Origin of the sequence: Rhodanobacter denitrificans, assembly GCF_003335105.1 — a bacterium.
Lineage (GTDB): Bacteria > Pseudomonadota > Gammaproteobacteria > Xanthomonadales > Rhodanobacteraceae > Rhodanobacter > Rhodanobacter denitrificans_A.
Map to the genome: position 1 here is coordinate 169,794 of NZ_QFWQ01000001.1, position 16,779 is coordinate 186,572.

A 16,779-nucleotide genomic window follows, 5' to 3' on the forward strand; every position below is an offset into this window, starting at 1 on the left:
GACTTCACTCCTCAGGTGTTGGGTTTGGCGGCCCAGCTGCCGTAGCTGCCGTAGGCATAGGTCGGCGGCTTGAGCACGTCGGCCACGATCACCGCGTTGAGCGCGGTCTCGTAGGCGACGCAGCGCGCGCCTTCGCCGCTGCCGATCACGCCCAGGCACCAGGCGCTGACGATCTGGCGCGGCAGCGGCGCCAGCGGCGAATGCTCGCCGTCCAGCACGCCCTGCAATTGCAGCGGGTCGATGTGGCGTTCGTTGATCAGGGCCAGCAGCGCCTGTACGTCGGCCGGAAAATTCGGATGGGCCGCGGCGAGGGCGTCGTACAGGCGCGTTGCCTGCGCGGCATCCAGTGCCTGCCGGCCGACCAAGATCGCGGAGAGCGCGGTGAACGCGCCGCGGTCGGCATGCGGCGCGGGTTGCGCCAGTGCCCAGGGGATCAGCGAAGCGGTGTACGCGGTGAGCAGGCCGGCCAGCAGGCGCCGCCGCGAAGGATCGACGGGGCTGTCGCACCGAGTGCCGATGCTTCCGGGCAGGTTCGTCGCCATGATGTTCCCCCAGCTTGATGCCCCTACCCAGCGGTCTGCCGGGCAAGGCAACGCTACTCTGTTGCCGGTTCAAGGCGACGTGAAAATCCGGGTCGGCGAAAGCCGCGGTGGGTAGTTGGCGCCCCGCGGAAGGAAAGGCATCGCGGTGGCTTCCCCCGGCATCGCTCCGGCCATGCCGCCCGAAAAATCTTGCGGCGTCTCCGCCTTGCGGCGTTCACGCATGTGTGACGGGCGACGGATCAACTTCATGCAGCGCGATGACCCTTGGTCATGTCGATCCTTCCATCGATCGCCTTGAACCGGGCGAGCATCGCCGACCGCACGGCATGCAAGGCGGTGCCGCGGGCGGAGGCAGTTGGTTGAAGGACGCGTTCCATCGGGGCGTCGGCGGCGGCTTCTCCCGCGCGCACCCGGCGGGTCGGCAAGCTCAACTTCGTGAAAGGGGAGAACATCGTGGACAAGTTGATCAGCGTAGCGGCACGCCTGTTGATGGCGCAGCTCTTCATCATCTCGGGCTGGCAGAAATTGACGGGCTTCAGCGGCACCGAAGGTTACTTCGCCCAGATGGGCATTCCCCTGGTCGGCGTGGTGACCCCGCTGGTCATCCTCATCGAGCTGGGCGGCGGGCTCGCCCTGCTGTTCGGGTTCAAGACGCGTTGGGTGGCTGCTGTCATCGCGCTGTTCACCGTAGGCTCGGCGCTGATCGCGCACACGCATTTCGCCGATCCGAACCAGGCGATCAATTTCATGAAGAACGTTTCGATCGCCGGTGGCCTGCTGTGGTTCGTCAGGAACGGCGGCGGCTCGGCAAGCGTCGACATCGCGATGGATCGACCGTCGCATTCATCATGACGTGCGGCCGGCCACTGCCGGCCGCGCCTCGCCGAAACGTCGGCGCATGCTTTCCCGGTAGGCGTCATCGGTCTGCGGTTTCACGAACAGGTCGATGACCTCCGGATGGGCCTGACGGATCTTCCGTTCGAGGGCGAGCACCAGATCCTCGATCTCGCTGGCGCGGATGTCGTCGGCGAACTGCAGGCTGAGCGCGGCGACGATCTGGTTCGGTGCCAGCTGCACGGTAAGCAATCCGTTGACGCATGCTATCGGGCCCTGTTCCTGCGCGATGCGCAGGATCGCCGCATGGAGTCGGCGATCGCCGCGTTCGCCGATCAGCAGGCTCTTGCTCTCGCGGGCGAGCAGGGCGGCGACGAAGGCGAGCACCAGGCCGATCAGGATCGAGGCGATACCGTCGGCGGCCGGCACCGCCAGCGTGGTGGCGGCATAGGTGCCGGCCACGCCGATCGCGATGCCGACCAGTGCGGCGCTGTCCTCGAACAACACCATGAAGGACGGCGGATTCTTGCTGCGGCGGAAGGCCTCGTAGTAGCCCAGCGGACCCTTGGCGGCCCGGAACTGGCGCAGCGAAACCAGCCAGGAGGCGCCCTCGAACACGAAGCACAGGCCGAACACTACGTAGCTCGCCAGCGGGTGGCTGATCGGCTGCGGCTGGCGGACGTGAACAACGCCCTGGTAGATCGACACGCCGGCGCCCAGGGCGAACACCATCAGGGCGACGATGAAGCTCCAGAAATACAGCTCGCGGCCGTAGCCCAGCGGGTGCTCCGGGTCCGCCTGCTGCATCGAGCGGCGCATGCCGTGCAGCAGCAGGAGCTCGTTGCCGGTATCGACGAACGAATGGACGGCCTCGCTCAGCATCGCCGAACTGCCGGTGCCGATCGCGGCGGCGGTCTTGGTGAGCGCGACCAGGACATTGCCCAGCAGGGCGGCGTAGACGGTCACGCGGGTGGATGATGTGGATGTCATGTTCTCCGTGACCGTTCGGGACCCGGAACCCCCGCCGCCGCCACTGGCGGTGATGCTTGCGGCCTTCGCCGGACCGCATCCGGCCAGCGGTCACGCCGTGTTGCGGGCACTGTCGCCGGCCGTGACGTCGAAGGTGGAGCCGGAAACCATGCGCGCAGCATCGGACGCGAGGAAAACCACGATCGGTGCGACATCTTCGGGTTCGACCCAGGGTACGCCGAGTGGCGTCTTGGCCACGAGGATCCTGCGGGCTTCCTGTTCGTCCGCGGATGTCCCCGTCGGCACCCGGCCGCCGTCCTCAAGCACTTGGGCGTAACGCTCCCGGTGGCGCGTCAGGGGCGTGTCAATCAAGCCGGGAACGACGGCGTTCACGGTGATGTGGCGCGGGCCGAGTTCGAGGGCGGCGGACTTCATCAAGCCAATGATTCCCCACTTTGAGGCCGAGTAGGCGGCGCCGTATTTCGTGCCATGTCGTCCCTGGGTCGAGGCGGTGAGGATGATGCGTCCACCGCCCTGGCTCACGATATGCGGCGCGAATGCCCGGATGGCGTTGGCCGTGCCGGTCAGGTTGACGTCGATCATGATGTGCCAGTCCTGGTCCTCCATCTCCAGCAACGGATGGAAGCTTTGTATTCCGGCGTTGGCGAACAGGATGTCGATGCCGCCGAACTCGCGCTGCGTCTGCTCCGCAGCCGCGCGCAGCGCCGGCAAGTCGCGCTGGTCGAGCACCGCGCAACGGCAGCGCCGGCCGCTGGCCTCGACCAGGCGCCGCGTCTCTTCCAAGTCGCCCGGGCTCGCCGGCTCGACACCGGAGCGCGGGTCGACGGGGGCGCAGACGTCGATGCAGGCGACATCCGCACCCGCCCGGGCCAAGGCGACCGCCGCGGCCCGGCCGATGCCGCGCGCGGCACCGGTCACCACGGCCACCTTGCCGTGCAGGCACCCGCCTGCATTCCATGTCGCTGCGTCGTTCGTCACCATGGACACTCCTGCATGCCAACGGAGCCGGCCCGCGAAGGCAGTCGCGCCTTGGCGCGCGCTGCCGTCGCCCCGTCAGTCCCCGCGCGGGTGCACGGTCAACACGCGTTCGATATGCAGGTGCAGTTCCTTCATGTAGCCGCCCAGGAACTCGGCGGTGGATTCGTTGGTGATCGCGCCATCCTCGGCGATCAGTCCCGGCGTGAACTGGATGTAGGCCTCCAGCGTGTTCATCAGCGGCGAGTTGCAGAAGCAAAGCATGCCGCGCAACTGAGCCTGGGCGACCGCGGTGCCGATCGCTCCGGGCGAGGTGCCGATGATGCCCGACGGCTTGCGCGCGAAGGAGTTCTTGCCCCACGGGCGGCTGGCCCAGTCGATCGCGTTCTTCAGCGCGCCGGGGATCGAGCGGTTGTACTCCGGGGTGACGAACAGCACCCCGTCGACCTTGGCGATCGCCTGCTTGAACGCGCGCGCCACCGCCGGGTAGTCGGCGTCGTAGTCATAGCTGTACAGCGGCAGATCCCTGATCGGGATCTCCATCAGCTCCAGTTGCGGTGGTGCCAGCTTGACGAGCGCCTGGGCCAGCTGGCGGTTGATCGAGCCCTTGGCGAGGCTGCCGACGATGTAGCCGACCTTGAACGTAGTCATGGGAACTTCCTCGTGGGTGGCGTGGTGTGGTGCCGCTGGAGCCGTCGCGGCGGGTGATCTCTCAATGGCAGGCTGGGTTTGCCGCGCCCGCCATGGCGAAGAAGGTGATGGTGGCCGGTGCCAGTGCGGCGCGACCCGCCGTTTGCTGTGTGCCCTGCAGCGGCGGCAACGCGTCGCCGGCAGCCAGTGCCAGCGCGCGGCCATTCAACTGCACCTGGTGGTCTTCGAGTTTCGCTGCACCCAGGGTGTAACGCCGGGCCCCCAGCGGCAGCTCGATGGATGCGGGCCGGGTGCGGCTGTTGTTGATCGCCAGCACGGTCACGCCGCCGGCGTGTCCGGGCAGGCATTGCGCGTACAGGTGCAGGCCGGGGCGCGACGGGCCCGCGTCGAGCACGGTGGTGCCCATCAGCCGATGCCACAGCAGGGCCGCCCAGTAATTGGGCCGGGGCGCGAAGGTGCTTTCGTCGAGCAGGCCGTATTCGCTGGACGCCAGCGTGTTGTGGAACACCACGCCGACGCCGCGCCGGGCCAACCGGCCGAGCTGGTCGAGGTAGCGGAAGCTGTCCAGGAACGTCGCGGCCCACGGGTTGCCGCCGCAGGCCGCGTCGGCGGTCTCGGTGACCCACACCGGCTTGCCCGGTGCGTAGCGGTCGCGCAAGCCCTTTACGTAGAAGTCGTAGCTGGTGTCCGTGCGCGCCAGCCATGCTTCGGACAATGCATCCGCGGCGGTGGTCTGCGCGCCGGCGCCCATCGACGCGCAGCGGATCGAGGCTGCGCCGTAGAAGTGGTACGAGAAGATGTCGACCTTCGGCGCCGGCGTGGCGGCGAGCATGGCCGCGGTCCTGACCAGGCCGGTCGCCAGCCCGCCACCGCCCATGGCGGGCATCAGCACGCCTTCGCCGACCGAGCCGGGGCCGACGATCTTCATGTCGGGCGCGGCCTTTGCCGCGAACGCGCGGAACACCGCGAAGTCGCGTGCGTAGTCCTGTGCGGTGTAGCCCTTCGGCGCACCACCATAGACTGGCATGTCCGGCTCGTTGAAGAACTCCGCCGCGGCGATATGGCCGCCGGCAGCCTTGGTGAAGGCGACGAACTGCCGTGCTTGTTCGGACGTCCAGATGCCGTTCTGGTCACGCACGCCGGCGCTGATCGCGAAGGAGGTGACCAGCTTGGCGTCCACGGCGTGCGCGAAGTCGATCACGCCCTTCCACTGCGCGCGGTCCAGCACGCCCTGGAAACCTTCCGGCACCCTGGCCGGTGCGGGACCGTCGGCATCGTGGAAGTACACCGTGTTGGCCCAGGTGCCGCTGGTGCGCATGTACGCCGGCCCGAGCGCCGCGGCGAGCTTGCGCAGGCGCGGGTTGGACAGGTCGATCGCCGGGCGGGCCTGGAACATCGTCGGGTCCTGCCCGGCCACCCCGGCCGCCGCCGCGCCTGCGCCAGCCCTGGCCTTCATCGCCGCGATGCTCTCTGCGGTGTACGGCTTCCAGAAGTTGCCGCCGACCACCTCGGCCATCTCGACGTTGTACGACTGGTAGCGCGCGTCGACCTGCGCGATCGGCGGCAGCGTGGCCGGAGCAAGCCGGACCGTGCCGGGCGTCGCGGACGGGCTGACGCTGCCCGCCGTCGCCGCCAGCGCCGCGAAGCATGCGCCGGCGGCGAGTCCGATCCATCTGGTCGTTTCCATCTGTCGAACCTCGTGAGTGGACCATCCTCCCGGCCGCGATGGCGCGTCGCGGCACAGCGCTGTCTCGCGCCCGGGGGTTCAATGCCCGCTGGAATCACCGCGACGCATGGTCTCGAACAGGAACCAGGTGCGTCGTTCGGTCTCGTCGATCCATTCTTCGATCAGGCTGGCGGTGGCGATGTCGTGGCGCTCGTCGCAGACCTCGTGGGCCTCGCGCAGGCGAGCGGCCAGCGCCTTGTTGTCCTCGCGCAGCTCGGCCAGCATGTCGGTCGGCTCGACGTACTCGGCGTCGTTGTCGTCGACGCGCTGCAGCCGCGCGATGTGGCCGATCGAACGCAGCGTGCTGCCGCCGATCTTGCGGATGCGTTCGGCGATCGGGTCGGTCATCGCGAAGAGCTGGTCGCCATGCTCGTCGAGCAGCAGGTGATAGTCGCGGAAGTTCGGCCCGCTCATGTGCCAGTGGAAGTTCTTGGTCTTCAGGTACAGCGCGAACACGTCGGCGAGGATCGCGTTCATCGCGCCGCTCACGTCGCGGGTGGCGCGGGCGTCGAGGTCGGTGGGGGTAGCCAGCGGGGCATGTTGCATGCGCTGTGCGGAGGCCTTGCTGGAGCCGGATTTCTTCATGGGACGGGTCCTCTGGTCGGAAGGGTGGAGGTCAGTAGCCCACCGTGAAACGTTGCCGCGGATGTTTCGGCGTTTCCAGCTCGTCGACGAAGGCGATCGCGTAGTCCTCCATCGAGATCCAGCTCTTGCCGCTGGCGGCGGTGAGCAGCTGGTCGCCGCCCAGCCGGAATTTGTCGGTGCGCTCACCGGGGACGAACTCGGCGGAGGGCGACAAAAAGGTCCAGTCGAGCTCGCGCTCGCTGCGCAGGGTGTCGAGGAAGCGGCGGCCGGCTTCCGCCTCCGGCCGGTACGCCGCGGGAAAGTCCGGCGTGTCGAGCAGGGCATGGCCCGGCGCCACTTCCAGGCTGCCGGCGCCGCCGACCACCAGCAATCGGCCGACCCCCGCGTGCTTCACCGCGGCGATCAGCGAGGCGGCATCGGTAGTGGCGAATTTCAGCGCGCTGAGCACCGCATCGTGGCCGGCCAGCAGCGGCGCCAGTTGCGCCGGCTGGTTGGCATCGCCGTTCTTCAGCACCAGGTGGGGCTGGCTGGCCAGCTTGCCGGTGTCGCGGGCGATCCCGGTAACCTGGTGGCCGCGTCGCAGCAGTTCCGCCAGCAGGCGCGAACCGACGCGGCCGCTGACCCCGATCAAGGCGATGTTCATGTTGCCTCCCGGTGCTGCATCGGGTTGATTGCCGGTTTCGTCCGTACCGGCGGGATGGCCGGAAGCGGTGCGGCAGCCGCGGTGCGAATGGCCTTCCATTCACGACCCGTGGTGCCGCGTCGCCGATCACGTCAGACTAACGCGGTGGATGTCAGCAATACGTGGACATGAACCGTCATGGATGGAGTTATCCCAATGCCAGAGCTACATACCCCGGCGACCCGGATGCCGACGATCTTCTTCGGGCATGGCAATCCGATGAACGCGCTGCACGACAACGCCTGGACGCATGGCTGGGCGGCGATCGGCCAGCGCCTGCAGCGGCCGCGCGCGGTGTTGTCGGTGTCGGCGCACTGGTACCTGCCCGACACCGCGGTGACCGCGACGGCGGCGCCGCGCACGATCCACGATTTCGGCGGCTTTCCGCGCGAGCTGTTCGAGGTGCACTACCCCGCGCCCGGCGATCTCGAGCTGGTGCGCCGCGTGCGCGAACTGCTGAACCCGCTGCCGGTACGCGCGGACCCGTCATGGGGGCTGGACCACGGCACCTGGTCGGTGCTGCGCCACGTGTTTCCCGCCGCCGACGTGCCGGTGGTGCAACTGTCCATCGACGAGTCGCAGCCGCCGGCGTTCCACTACGGGCTGGGCCGGATGCTGCGGCCGTTGCGCGACGAGGGCATCCTGCTGATCGGCAGCGGCGACGTGGTGCACAACCTGCACAGCTATGCCTGGGGCCGCCATCCGGTCGAACCGTTCGACTGGGCGCTGCGCTTCGAGGCGAAGGCGCGCGAGCTGATGCTGCGCGGCGATCACCAGGCGCTGACGGACTATGAAGCGCTGGGCCGCGATGCGGAGCTGTCGATCCCCACGCCGGATCATTACCTGCCGCTGCTGTACGTGCTCGGCGCCAGCCACGAGGGTGACGCTGTGACGTTCCCGGTCGAGGGCATGGACGGCGGCTCGATCTCGATGCTGAGCGTGCAGTTCGGCTGAGCGCCGACGGCGCCCGCGCCGTTCCCGGCACGTTGCGTTCCGGCCTTCAGCGGCTCGCCGCAGCTGCCGGCTCCGGCTGGCGATAGACGCGGCCGCTCTTCATCACGAAATCCACCCGGGCGGTGGCGCCGATGTCGGCCAGCGGATCGCCGGGCATGGCCACGATGTCGGCGTGCTTGCCGACCGCGAGCACGCCGATGTCGTCCTGGCCGAGCAGTTCCGCCGCGACGCTGGTGGCGGCCCTGAGCGCGCGCGCGGGCGTGAGGCCCGCCGCGACCATCGCCTGGAATTCGAGGATGCCGTGGCTGAAGGGGAACATGCCGCAATCGGTGCCGTAGGCGATTTTCACCTCGCTCTGTGCGATCAGCCGCTGCGAGTCGACGATCGAGCCGCTGTCGCGGCTGAACTTCCAGATCCCCTGGCATGGCAGGGTGTGCTCGTGCAGGGCGTGCAGATCTTCCTGGGTCATCTGCATCGTTGGCACCAGGTAGGTGCCGGCTTCCTTCGCCAGCGCCAGCGCCTCGGCATCGATCAGGTAGGCGTGCTCCAGGCTGCGCGCGCCGGCGCGGATGGCCTGCCTGCAGCCGTCGGCGGCGCCGGTGTGCACCGCCACCGGCATGCCCAGTTGCCGCGCGGTGGCGGCCAGCAGGTTCATCTCGTCGTCGAACCATGTCACCCGGGCCGGGTCGTCGCCGGGGCTGAAGTAGCCGCCGGTGTTGGTGGTCTTGATCCAGTCGCTGCCGAAGGTGTGCTCGCGGCGCACCAGCGCCTTGATCGCGCCCGCATCGTCGGCGATGGCGGAAACCGGGATGTCCCAACGCGGCCCGTAGAACCCGCGCAGGTCGCCATGGCCGCCGGACGAGCTGATGATGTGCGCGGCGACGATCAGCCGCGGCCCCTCGACGAGGCCGGCGGCGAGCGCATTGCGCAGGTCCACGGTGGGGAAGTCCGGATCGACGCAGCCCATGTCGCGCAGGGTGGTGAAGCCGTAGCGCATGTACTCGCGGGCGATGTTCAGTCCCTTCAGCGCCTTGGTCGCGGACGACGTCAGCGTCTGCTGCGCCAGGTCGGCGGCATCCATGGTCAGGTGGACGTGGCTGTCGATGAAGCCGGGACTCACGGTGCGCTCGGACAGGTCGATCGTCTGCGCATCGGGCGGCCGCCGCACCGTGGGGCCGATCTCGGCAATGCGGTCGTCTTCCACGAGGATCTCGACCGGGCCGGTCAGGCGGTCGGCCAGGCCATCGAACATCCGGCCGCACAGCAATACGCAGGTTCCCATTTCAGTTCCCTTCGTCGTGGTGTGGGTGGTGCGGTGCGTCCGGTGCCACCGTGGGTGCCGGCCGCGCCGTGGGCAGGCGCCAGCCGTGCCGGATCGCCATGAAGCGCAGCGCGAAGCACACTCCGCCGCCGGCCGCCGCGGCGACCATCGGGTGCAGGTGCAGCAGGTGGGCGCTCACCACCACGGCGGCGCCGGCGAGCGCCGCCAGCGCATACAGGTCGGCGCGCAGCACGGTGGGGATGCCGGATACCAGCACATCGCGCAGCATGCCGCCGCCGATGCCGGTGAGCATGCCGAGCAGGGCCGCCATCGTCGGGTCGATTCCGTGGGCCAGCGCCTTCTGCGCGCCGGCGACCGCGAAGAACGCCAGCCCCACGGCGTCGAACCACAGCACGTCGTTGGCCACCTTCTTCGTCACCGGGTACCAGAAGAAGGTGGCCAGCCCGGCCAGGGCGGACACGCCGGAATACTTCCAGTCGGCGATCGCCGCCGGCGGCACCGCGCCGATCAGCAGGTCGCGCGTGATGCCGCCCGCATTCCCCGCCGCGAACGCCAGCACCAGCACGCCGAAGACATCGAGCCGATGTCGGACTGCAACCATCGCGCCGCTGATGGCGAACACGAAGGTGCCGCCGAGATCCAGCACGATCAGCAGGACAGGCAGCATGACCTGGGTGGCTACGCTCGGGTGTTCCATGGTTCAGCGCGCTGCCGACAGCCATGCCCGCGCGGCCACCATCAGCGTCTCCACGCCGGTCTCCAGGGTCGGATGGAGTACCGGCAGGAAGCGCGGGTTGTGGTTGGTCGGGATCTCGTTGAGGCGGTTTTCGGCCTTGGCTTTCGCGTAGGTATCCGGGTCGGTGCCGCCGACGAACCAGAACACCGACGGCACGCCCCATTCGGCGCCGAACGAGCCGAAGTCCTCGCTGGCCGAGGTTGGTCCGGCCTGCCGGATGCGCTCGGCCGGGAAGTGCTGGCGGAACGCCTCGACCACGGTCGTGGTTGCCGCCTCGTCGTTGGTCACCAGCGAATAGTTGTCCAGCGGCGTGATCTCCGGCGGCTTCGGCGCACCCGAGGCCGCCGCCTCGGCGTTGACGATGCGGGTGATCGCGGCGAGTACGCGCTTGCGCACGCCCTCATCGAAGGTGCGCACGTTGAGCTTGATGACGGCCTCGTCGGGAATCACGTTTTCCTTGGTGCCGGCCTGCAGCGAGCCGATCGTGACCACCGCCGCCTCGGTGGGCGCCAGCTCGCGCGCGACGATGGTCTGCAGCCGCAGCACCGTCGCCGCCGCCATCACCACCGGGTCGATGCTGGCCTGCGGCATCGAGCCGTGCGCGCCGCGCCCGAACAGGCGGATCTGCAGGCTGTCGGCGGCCGAGGTGATCACCCCCTTGCGCCCGCCGATCGCACCGGCCGGGCCCACCATCACGTGCTGGCCGAGCACCGCGTCGGGTTTGGGAAAACGCTTGAACAGCCCGTCGTCGATCATCGCCTGGGCGCCTTGGGCCGTTTCCTCCGCCGGCTGGAACACCGCCATCAGCGTGCCGCGCCAGCTGTCCCGCGTCTGAGCCATCAACGTCGTCGCGCCCACCAGCCAGGTGACGTGCATGTCGTGGCCGCAGGCGTGCATCACCGGCACGGTCTTGCCCTCGTGGTCGACCGCCGTGACCTTGCTCGCGTAAGCCACGCCGGTGGCTTCCTCGACCGGCAGCGCATCCATGTCGGCGCGCAGCATCACGGTGGGTCCGTCGCCGTTGCGCAGCAGGCCGACGACCCCGGTCTTGCCGACCCCGGTGGTCACTTCGTAGCCGGCGGCGCGCAGGTGGTCGGCGGCGAGGCCCGCGGTGCGGGTTTCCTGCATCGACAGTTCGGGGTGTGCGTGGATGTCGGTGTACAACTTCTCCAACTGCGGCAGCAGGTCACGAAGATTGCCCGGCAATGGCTTGGCGGAAGGTGTCGGTTTCTCGTTCATGGTCGTGGGTATCCCGGATTTCGAACGTGTGATGGAGGCTGCTTCATGGCAGCGGACATTCCGTGCATGACCTCGATCGATGCTGGCCGTGGTGGCCGGCGTCGGCGTGACGTCACGGCTGCCGGGCGATCACCCGGCCGATGCTGTGCACCAGCGTGTCGAAGTCGCCCTGGTACAGGTAGCCGTTGACGTAGAAGCTGGGCGTGCCGTTGACGCCGCTGCGCACGCCGCCCATGAAGTCGCGGCGGATGTGCGCATCGATGTCGGGGCTGCGCAGGGTGGCGGCGAGCGCCTGCGCGTCCAGGCCCAGCGCGCGCACGCCGGCTTCCAGCCCGGCGCCGCCGTAGGGAGCCCAGTCCGGCTGGTTCTCGTAGAGCCAGTCGTGCATGGCCCAGAACTGGCCCTCGACCGCCGCGGCCTCGGCCAGTTCGGCAGCCATCTGGGCGTAGGGGTGGGCCTGGCTCAGCGGGAAGTGGCGGAACACGAAGCGCAGGTTGCCGGCGTAACGGTGCTGCAGCTGCTTCACCAGCGGGTAGGCCATGCCGCAGGCCGGGCACTGGAAATCGCCGTACTCCACCAGGGTCACCACGGCGTGCGTATTGCCCTGGATATGGTCGTGCGCGGCGACCGGCACGGCCAGGATCGAATCCTCGTGCAGCATCATGCAGCCTCCTGCGCGGCATCGGCGGGCAACGCCTTCTGGACGTTGTTCGACGGCAGCGCTTCCAGGGCCTTGATGATGCCGGCGGCGCCGGGGTTCACGCCCATCGGCGACAGGTAGCTCCAGCGGATCACGCCGTCGCCGTCGAGCACGAACAGGGCGCGACCGGCGATGCCGCCCTTCGCGTCATAGACGCCATACGCGCGCGCCACCTCGCCCTTTGGCTCGAAGTCGGACAGCAGCGGGAAGTGATACTTGCGCTCGCGCGCCAGCGCGGCATGGCTCCACACGCCGTCGACCGAGATCGCCAGCAGCTGCGCGTTGAGGCGGGCGAACTCGTCCAGCAGCTCGTTGTACAGCGCCAGCTGGTCGCTGCACACCGGGCTCCAGTCGGCGGGATAGAACGCCAGGATGACGTTGCGGCCGCGGAACTCCTTCAGCGCCACGGTCTGGTCGGGGGTGGAATGCAGGGTGAACTCCGGTGCGGCGGTGCCGGCGGCGAGAATGGTCATGGCAGTCTCTTGTCTGGTGGTTCCGTGCTGCGAAATTTTCATGTCCGCGGAGATGCTTCCATGGTTATCGGTCGTTGTCGTGACGGCCTCTCCCGCGGCGCGAAGATCGTGATTCCTTGCGGATGGCCGGTGCACGGTGGCGTTTCACTGCAGAAGATCCACGCACGATCGCCCATGCGGGAGCACATGTTGAATGATGTGCCTTGGCATCGTTTTGAATTGGTGAAAATCGGCGCGTTGGTGCGCGGGGCAATGTCCCTCCCGGCAGGATGATCGCGTCGTCAGTGCGCGGTTGCCGCCGGCATGGCCGGCGGATTTGCAAACAGCACCGTGAGGCCCTCGGCGATCGTGGGGTGGGTAAAGATGGTGTCGCGCAAGGCGGTGTAGGGAAGGCCGGCCAGCATCGCGGTCTGCACCACCGCGATCAGTTCACCGCCCGATGCTCCCAGTGCGGTGAGGCCGAGCAGGCGATCGCTGTCGACAGCCACCAGCGCCTTGAGAAAGCCGCCTGTCTCGGACAGCGTGCGGGTGCGCAGCACCGCCGCCATCGGCGTGCGGGCGACCCGGTAGGCGATGCCGGCGCGCTGCGCCGCCGTTTCGTTCAGACCGACCCGGCCGAGTTCCGGATCGGTGAACATGCAGTACGGCACCAGCCGGTCGCGTGTCGTGCGCTGGCCGCCGGCGAGGTTGTCCCTGACCACCCGGAAATCGTCGAACGCGACATGGGTGAACTGCGGACTCCCCGCGCAGTCGCCCATCGCCCACACCCCGGGCGCGCTGGTCTCCAGGTGCTCGTCGATCTGCACGTAGCCGCGCGCATCGAGCTTCACACCCGCGACGTCGAGGCCGATCGCCTGCGTGTTCGGCGTGCGTCCAGCCGCCACCAGGATGTCGCTGCCCTCGATGACCTTGTCGCCCGTCGCGGTGTGCACATGGAAGCGGACCTTGTCGCCGGAGCGACCCTCGACCTTGATCGGCCGGGCATTGAGCTCGACCGCGATGCCTTCATCGGCGAAGCGCTGCATCAGCAGCTGCGCCACGTCGGGATCCTCGTGGCCGGCCAGCTGCGGGCCTTGTTCCACCACCGTGACGCGGCTGCCGAAGCGCCGCATCGGCTGTGCGAACTCGAGGCCGACATAGCCACCGCCCAGCACGATCAGGTGTTCTGGCACGCGATCCAGCTCGAGCGCCTCGACATGCGTAAGCGGCGCAGACTGGCGCAGGCCCGGCACGTCGGGAACCGCCGCACGAGTGCCCAGATTCAGATAGACGCGTTCGCCGCTCAGCACGCGGGTGCCGCCATCCTGCAGTTGCACCTCGACCGTCCTTGGAGCGATGAAGCGGCCTTCGCCCATGACCAGTTCCGCGCCACTGTTCGCGTAGTTGTTGCGATGAATCGCGATCAGCTCATTGACCATCGTGCGCTTGCGCTCGCGCACCCCCGCCATGTCGATGCCGACCGGGCCCGTAGCGATGCCGAATTCCTTGCCGCGGCGAACCAGCGAGGCCACATGCGCGCTGTAGATGACGTTCTTGCTCGGCAGGCAGGCGATGTTCGGGCAGGAGCCGCCGATCCAGCGGCGCTCGATCACCGCGACGCGGTGGCCGGCCCTGGCCATGGTCCACCCCAGATACTTTCCCGATTCACCGCTGCCGAGGATGAGGAAGTCGTAGCGTTCGGGCTTGGCCATCATGATGCTTCCGATGAGGGTGGATACGCCGGGAACTTGCGCCTGAGCCCGTGCATCGGGCGTCAGCGGCAGGGCCCGGAGGTTGGCGGCGCGGGCGTGACCGGTGCCTCGATTCAGACGATGCTGTCGACCACGCCGCCATCGACCCGGAGCGCGGCACCGGTGGTGGCGGAGGCCTGGGTCGAGCAGACGTAGACCACCAGGTTGGCCACCTCGTCCGGAGTGGCCGGTCGCTGGAGGATCGAGCTGGGTCGCTGCGCCTTCACGAAGGCGACGCCGGCCTGCTCGATCGATTCACCCTGCTGGGCGGCGGTATCCTGCAGCATCGCGCGCATGCCCTCGGTCAGGGTCGGGCCGGGCAGCACCGCGTTGACGGTGACGCCGGTGCCCGCCACCCGCTTGGCCAGCCCGCGCGATACCGCGAGGTTGCCGGTCTTGCTGAAGCCGTAGTGGATCATGTCGGCCGGGATGTTGAGCGCGGACTCCGACGACAGGAACACCACGCGACCCCAGTCACGCGCCAGCATGCCGGGCAGGTAGATCCGCGACAGACGTACGCCGGACATCACGTTGACTTCGAAGAACCGTGTCCATTCCGCGTCCGGTGTTTCAAAGAAATCCATCGGGCCGTAGATCCCGACGTTGTTGACCAGGATGTCCACCTGCGGCGCGACCGCCGCCAGCGCCGCGCAACCCTGCGCGGTGCCGACATCGGCCACCGCCCCGTGCAGCGACGCGCGAGGCAGCACGTCCGCCAGGGCGGCCAGCGCGTGGTCGACCGAAGCCTGGCTGCGGCCATTCACCACGACGGTTGCGCCGGTGGCTGCCAGCCCATGGGCGATCGCGAAGCCGATGCCGGCGGTCGAGCCGGTGACGAGGGCCGTCCTGCCGCTGAGGTCGATGTTCATGGGGTGGTACTTCTGCTTGTCGCGTCAGCCGGACTAACGGGCCTGATCCTTTTCCTGGCGGCGTTCCTCCTGCACGGTGAGGATCGCTTCGGGCGTGCTTTCGAGCCGGGCCTGCGGGATCGGCTCGCCGCTGAGGTCGGACAGGCCGTAGCTGCCTTCCGCGATCTTCTGCAGCGCACGCTCGATGTTCGCCACGCGGCGATCGTCCACGTCGTGCAGGGCTTGGTCGACTTCGTACTGCGACAGGGTCTGCGCACGTTCCTCTTCCTCTCCGGCCTCGTCGCCATGCTCCTGCTGGAACCCACGCTCCCGCGCGAGGTTGGCTTTCTCGCCACCCAGCAGCCGGTTGCGCAACACCAGCAGGCGCCCGCGCTGCTGCTCGATGAACTCCCGGCTCAGGCCGGCATGCGGTTCCGACGACATGGAATGCTCCTGCGCGCAGCATCTGTTCGCACGCGTCCGTGCACAGTGGAATCAGCCGGGTGAATGCGCCGTAAAAACCGTCAGGCGAACAGCCGGTCATGCATCCGCGGCCGGATCAGCGGTCGGCTTTCGGCGTGCCGCGCAGTTCCGTCACGGCCGCGGCGGCGTTCACCTGGAGAACACCGCCGGAGACCTTGCTGCTGCGCAGCAGGAGGTCGCGGATCGCGCGCGCGTCCAGCCCCGGCGCCAACGACAGCAGCAGGGCGGCCATGCCGCTCACGTGCGGCGCGGCCATGGACGGGCCGGAGGTGAAGTCGTAGCCGCCCCCGGGCTGGGTGGTCAGGATGTCGTTGCCGGGAGCGCTCAGCACGCCGGGCGGCGCCGCCGACGGGCCGCTCATGCGAACCAGGATGACCCCTGGCGTCGTGTCGGGGAATCCGTCGACGTTTCCCTCCGGCGGAATGGCGGCGACCACGATGCGGCCCTGTTCCAGGATCTGCACCAGCAGCAGGTTGAGCAGCGAATCGGCGGGCCCGCCCAGGCTCAGGTTGATGATGCGGGCGTCGGTGCCGATGATCGTCGCCAGCGCCTTGGCCAGCGTGAAGGAGTTGCAGCGTGCGCCGGCATTCGGCGCGGGCGGATACCAGCAGGCCTTGTAGACGCTGAGCTCGGCCTTGGGCGCCATTCCCACGATGCCCTGGTGGTTGTCGCCATCCGCGGCGATCACGCCGGCGACTTCCGTGCCGTGGCTGTCGCGGTTGAACGCCGCCGCGTCGTCGTCGACCATGTTGTGCGCATCGTGGATGCGCCCCTGGAGGTCGGGGTGCGCCAGGTCGACGCCGGTGTCGACGATCGCGATGCGCACTCCGCTGCCCTGGCTGAAGTCGTGCGCCAGCGCGGTATCGGTTTCGACGAAACCGCGTTGCAGGCTGACGTAGGGATCGTTGTAATGGTGTGCCGCGTCGGCGGACCGCTTGCCGTAAACGGCATAGTCGTGCAGCGGCTGCGCGAGGCGCACCCGGTTGTCCCTGGCCAGCGCCTTGAGCAGGGCTTCCCGGCTCATGCCGGGCGGCGGCTGCAGCACGATGCAGTACAGGTCGAGGGCCTTGATCGGCCAGCCGGCGAGCTCGCTGAACGCGTAGCTCTTCTTCAGCGCGGCCAGGGTGGATGCCGCGTGCTGGCCGGCGCCGTAGTACCTGGCCGGCGCGTAGCCGAGCAGGCTGGAGCCGGCGTGTATCGGCGGCGGTTCCAGCGGGTTGGCGACGGCCAGGATGATGTCGCGCCGGCTGTCCATCGCCGACGCGCTGGCGATCGACATGCGGCCGAGGCCGGCGTGGTTGTCGGGGCCCGCCATCGGGCGCGTGGTCGCGCACGCGCTCAGGGCAGCG

The 16,779-nt window shown here is 68.7% G+C and carries 19 protein-coding genes; 2 read left to right on the forward strand and 17 right to left on the reverse strand.

Features of this window, described 5'->3' with window-relative positions; translation table 11 throughout:
• Window positions 1–11 precede the first annotated feature (11 nt).
• Together DEO45_RS00745 and DEO45_RS00750 are read right to left on the reverse strand one after the other, a co-directional pair.
• Complete coding sequence (locus DEO45_RS00745; RefSeq protein ID WP_114340413.1) at window positions 12–542, reverse strand: sugar dehydrogenase complex small subunit; 531 nt, start codon at window positions 540–542, stop codon at window positions 12–14.
• A gap of 245 nt (window positions 543–787) precedes the next feature.
• Window positions 788–1,003 (reverse strand): hypothetical protein, encoded by a 216-nt coding sequence (locus tag DEO45_RS00750; protein WP_147269658.1) that lies wholly within the window; start codon window positions 1,001–1,003, stop codon window positions 788–790.
• Between DEO45_RS00750 and DEO45_RS00755 the strand changes: the two genes are divergently transcribed.
• Window positions 996–1,394 carry a DoxX family protein gene (locus DEO45_RS00755; protein ID WP_223250725.1) on the forward strand — a complete coding sequence of 133 codons (399 nt, stop codon included), beginning with the start codon at window positions 996–998 and terminating at the stop codon, window positions 1,392–1,394. The genes DEO45_RS00750 and DEO45_RS00755 overlap by 8 nt on opposite strands.
• On the opposite strand, the gene DEO45_RS00760 is transcribed toward DEO45_RS00755, so the two are convergent.
• The 6 genes from DEO45_RS00760 to DEO45_RS00785 all read right to left on the reverse strand — a co-directional run bounded on the left by DEO45_RS00760 (window position 1,389) and on the right by DEO45_RS00785 (window position 6,946).
• Window positions 1,389–2,366, reverse strand: coding sequence for a cation diffusion facilitator family transporter (locus tag DEO45_RS00760; RefSeq protein WP_114340415.1), 978 nt, complete (start codon window positions 2,364–2,366; stop codon window positions 1,389–1,391). The genes DEO45_RS00755 and DEO45_RS00760 overlap by 6 nt on opposite strands.
• 90 nt (window positions 2,367–2,456) lie before the next feature.
• The gene (locus DEO45_RS00765; RefSeq protein WP_114340416.1) at window positions 2,457–3,347 is read right to left on the reverse strand and encodes a mycofactocin-coupled SDR family oxidoreductase; all 891 of its coding nucleotides are present in this window, start codon (window positions 3,345–3,347) and stop codon (window positions 2,457–2,459) included.
• 72 nt (window positions 3,348–3,419) lie between these two features.
• On the reverse strand, window positions 3,420–3,992 hold the full coding sequence (locus DEO45_RS00770) for an NADPH-dependent FMN reductase (RefSeq protein WP_114340417.1): 573 nt from the start codon (window positions 3,990–3,992) through the stop codon (window positions 3,420–3,422).
• A gap of 61 nt (window positions 3,993–4,053) precedes the next feature.
• On the reverse strand, window positions 4,054–5,679 hold the full coding sequence (locus DEO45_RS00775; RefSeq protein ID WP_114340418.1) for a hypothetical protein: 1,626 nt from the start codon (window positions 5,677–5,679) through the stop codon (window positions 4,054–4,056).
• Window positions 5,680–5,757: 78 nt separating this feature from the next.
• Window positions 5,758–6,303: a Dps family protein gene (locus tag DEO45_RS00780; RefSeq protein ID WP_114340419.1), complete on the reverse strand. Its 546-nt coding sequence runs from the start codon at window positions 6,301–6,303 to the stop codon at window positions 5,758–5,760.
• A 31-nt stretch (window positions 6,304–6,334) separates the two neighbouring features.
• Complete coding sequence (locus DEO45_RS00785) at window positions 6,335–6,946, reverse strand: NAD(P)-dependent oxidoreductase (RefSeq protein WP_114340462.1); 612 nt, start codon at window positions 6,944–6,946, stop codon at window positions 6,335–6,337.
• 195 nt (window positions 6,947–7,141) lie between these two features.
• Here DEO45_RS00785 and ygiD point away from each other — a divergent pair, with 195 nt between their 5' ends.
• On the forward strand, window positions 7,142–7,939 hold the full coding sequence (ygiD, locus tag DEO45_RS00790) for a 4,5-DOPA dioxygenase extradiol (RefSeq protein ID WP_223250726.1): 798 nt from the start codon (window positions 7,142–7,144) through the stop codon (window positions 7,937–7,939).
• 46 nt (window positions 7,940–7,985) lie between these two features.
• On the opposite strand, the gene DEO45_RS00795 is transcribed toward ygiD, so the two are convergent.
• The 9 genes from DEO45_RS00795 to DEO45_RS00835 all read right to left on the reverse strand — a co-directional run bounded on the left by DEO45_RS00795 (window position 7,986) and on the right by DEO45_RS00835 (window position 16,745).
• Window positions 7,986–9,221, reverse strand: a complete 1,236-nt coding sequence (locus DEO45_RS00795) for a metal-dependent hydrolase family protein (protein WP_114340421.1) — start codon at window positions 9,219–9,221, stop codon at window positions 7,986–7,988.
• Between the two features lies 1 nt (window position 9,222).
• Window positions 9,223–9,885, reverse strand: coding sequence for a trimeric intracellular cation channel family protein (locus tag DEO45_RS00800; RefSeq protein ID WP_114340463.1), 663 nt, complete (start codon window positions 9,883–9,885; stop codon window positions 9,223–9,225).
• Window positions 9,886–9,921: 36 nt separating this feature from the next.
• A complete protein-coding gene (locus DEO45_RS00805) occupies window positions 9,922–11,196 on the reverse strand; it encodes a M20 family metallopeptidase (protein ID WP_114340422.1) in 1,275 nt (424 codons plus the stop codon).
• Window positions 11,197–11,308: 112 nt separating this feature from the next.
• Complete coding sequence (locus tag DEO45_RS00810) at window positions 11,309–11,860, reverse strand: DsbA family protein (protein WP_223250727.1); 552 nt, start codon at window positions 11,858–11,860, stop codon at window positions 11,309–11,311.
• A complete protein-coding gene (locus DEO45_RS00815; protein ID WP_114340423.1) occupies window positions 11,857–12,369 on the reverse strand; it encodes a redoxin domain-containing protein in 513 nt (170 codons plus the stop codon). Before DEO45_RS00815 ends, DEO45_RS00810 begins: the two co-directional genes overlap by 4 nt.
• A gap of 281 nt (window positions 12,370–12,650) precedes the next feature.
• The gene (locus tag DEO45_RS00820) at window positions 12,651–14,060 is read right to left on the reverse strand and encodes a mercuric reductase (protein ID WP_114340465.1); all 1,410 of its coding nucleotides are present in this window, start codon (window positions 14,058–14,060) and stop codon (window positions 12,651–12,653) included.
• A 113-nt stretch (window positions 14,061–14,173) separates the two neighbouring features.
• Complete coding sequence (locus tag DEO45_RS00825; RefSeq protein WP_114340424.1) at window positions 14,174–14,968, reverse strand: SDR family NAD(P)-dependent oxidoreductase; 795 nt, start codon at window positions 14,966–14,968, stop codon at window positions 14,174–14,176.
• A gap of 33 nt (window positions 14,969–15,001) precedes the next feature.
• A complete protein-coding gene (locus DEO45_RS00830) occupies window positions 15,002–15,391 on the reverse strand; it encodes a TraR/DksA family transcriptional regulator (protein ID WP_114340425.1) in 390 nt (129 codons plus the stop codon).
• Window positions 15,392–15,506: 115 nt separating this feature from the next.
• Window positions 15,507–16,745 carry a S8 family serine peptidase gene (locus tag DEO45_RS00835; protein ID WP_428992414.1) on the reverse strand — a complete coding sequence of 413 codons (1,239 nt, stop codon included), beginning with the start codon at window positions 16,743–16,745 and terminating at the stop codon, window positions 15,507–15,509.
• Window positions 16,746–16,779: the final 34 nt, after the last annotated feature.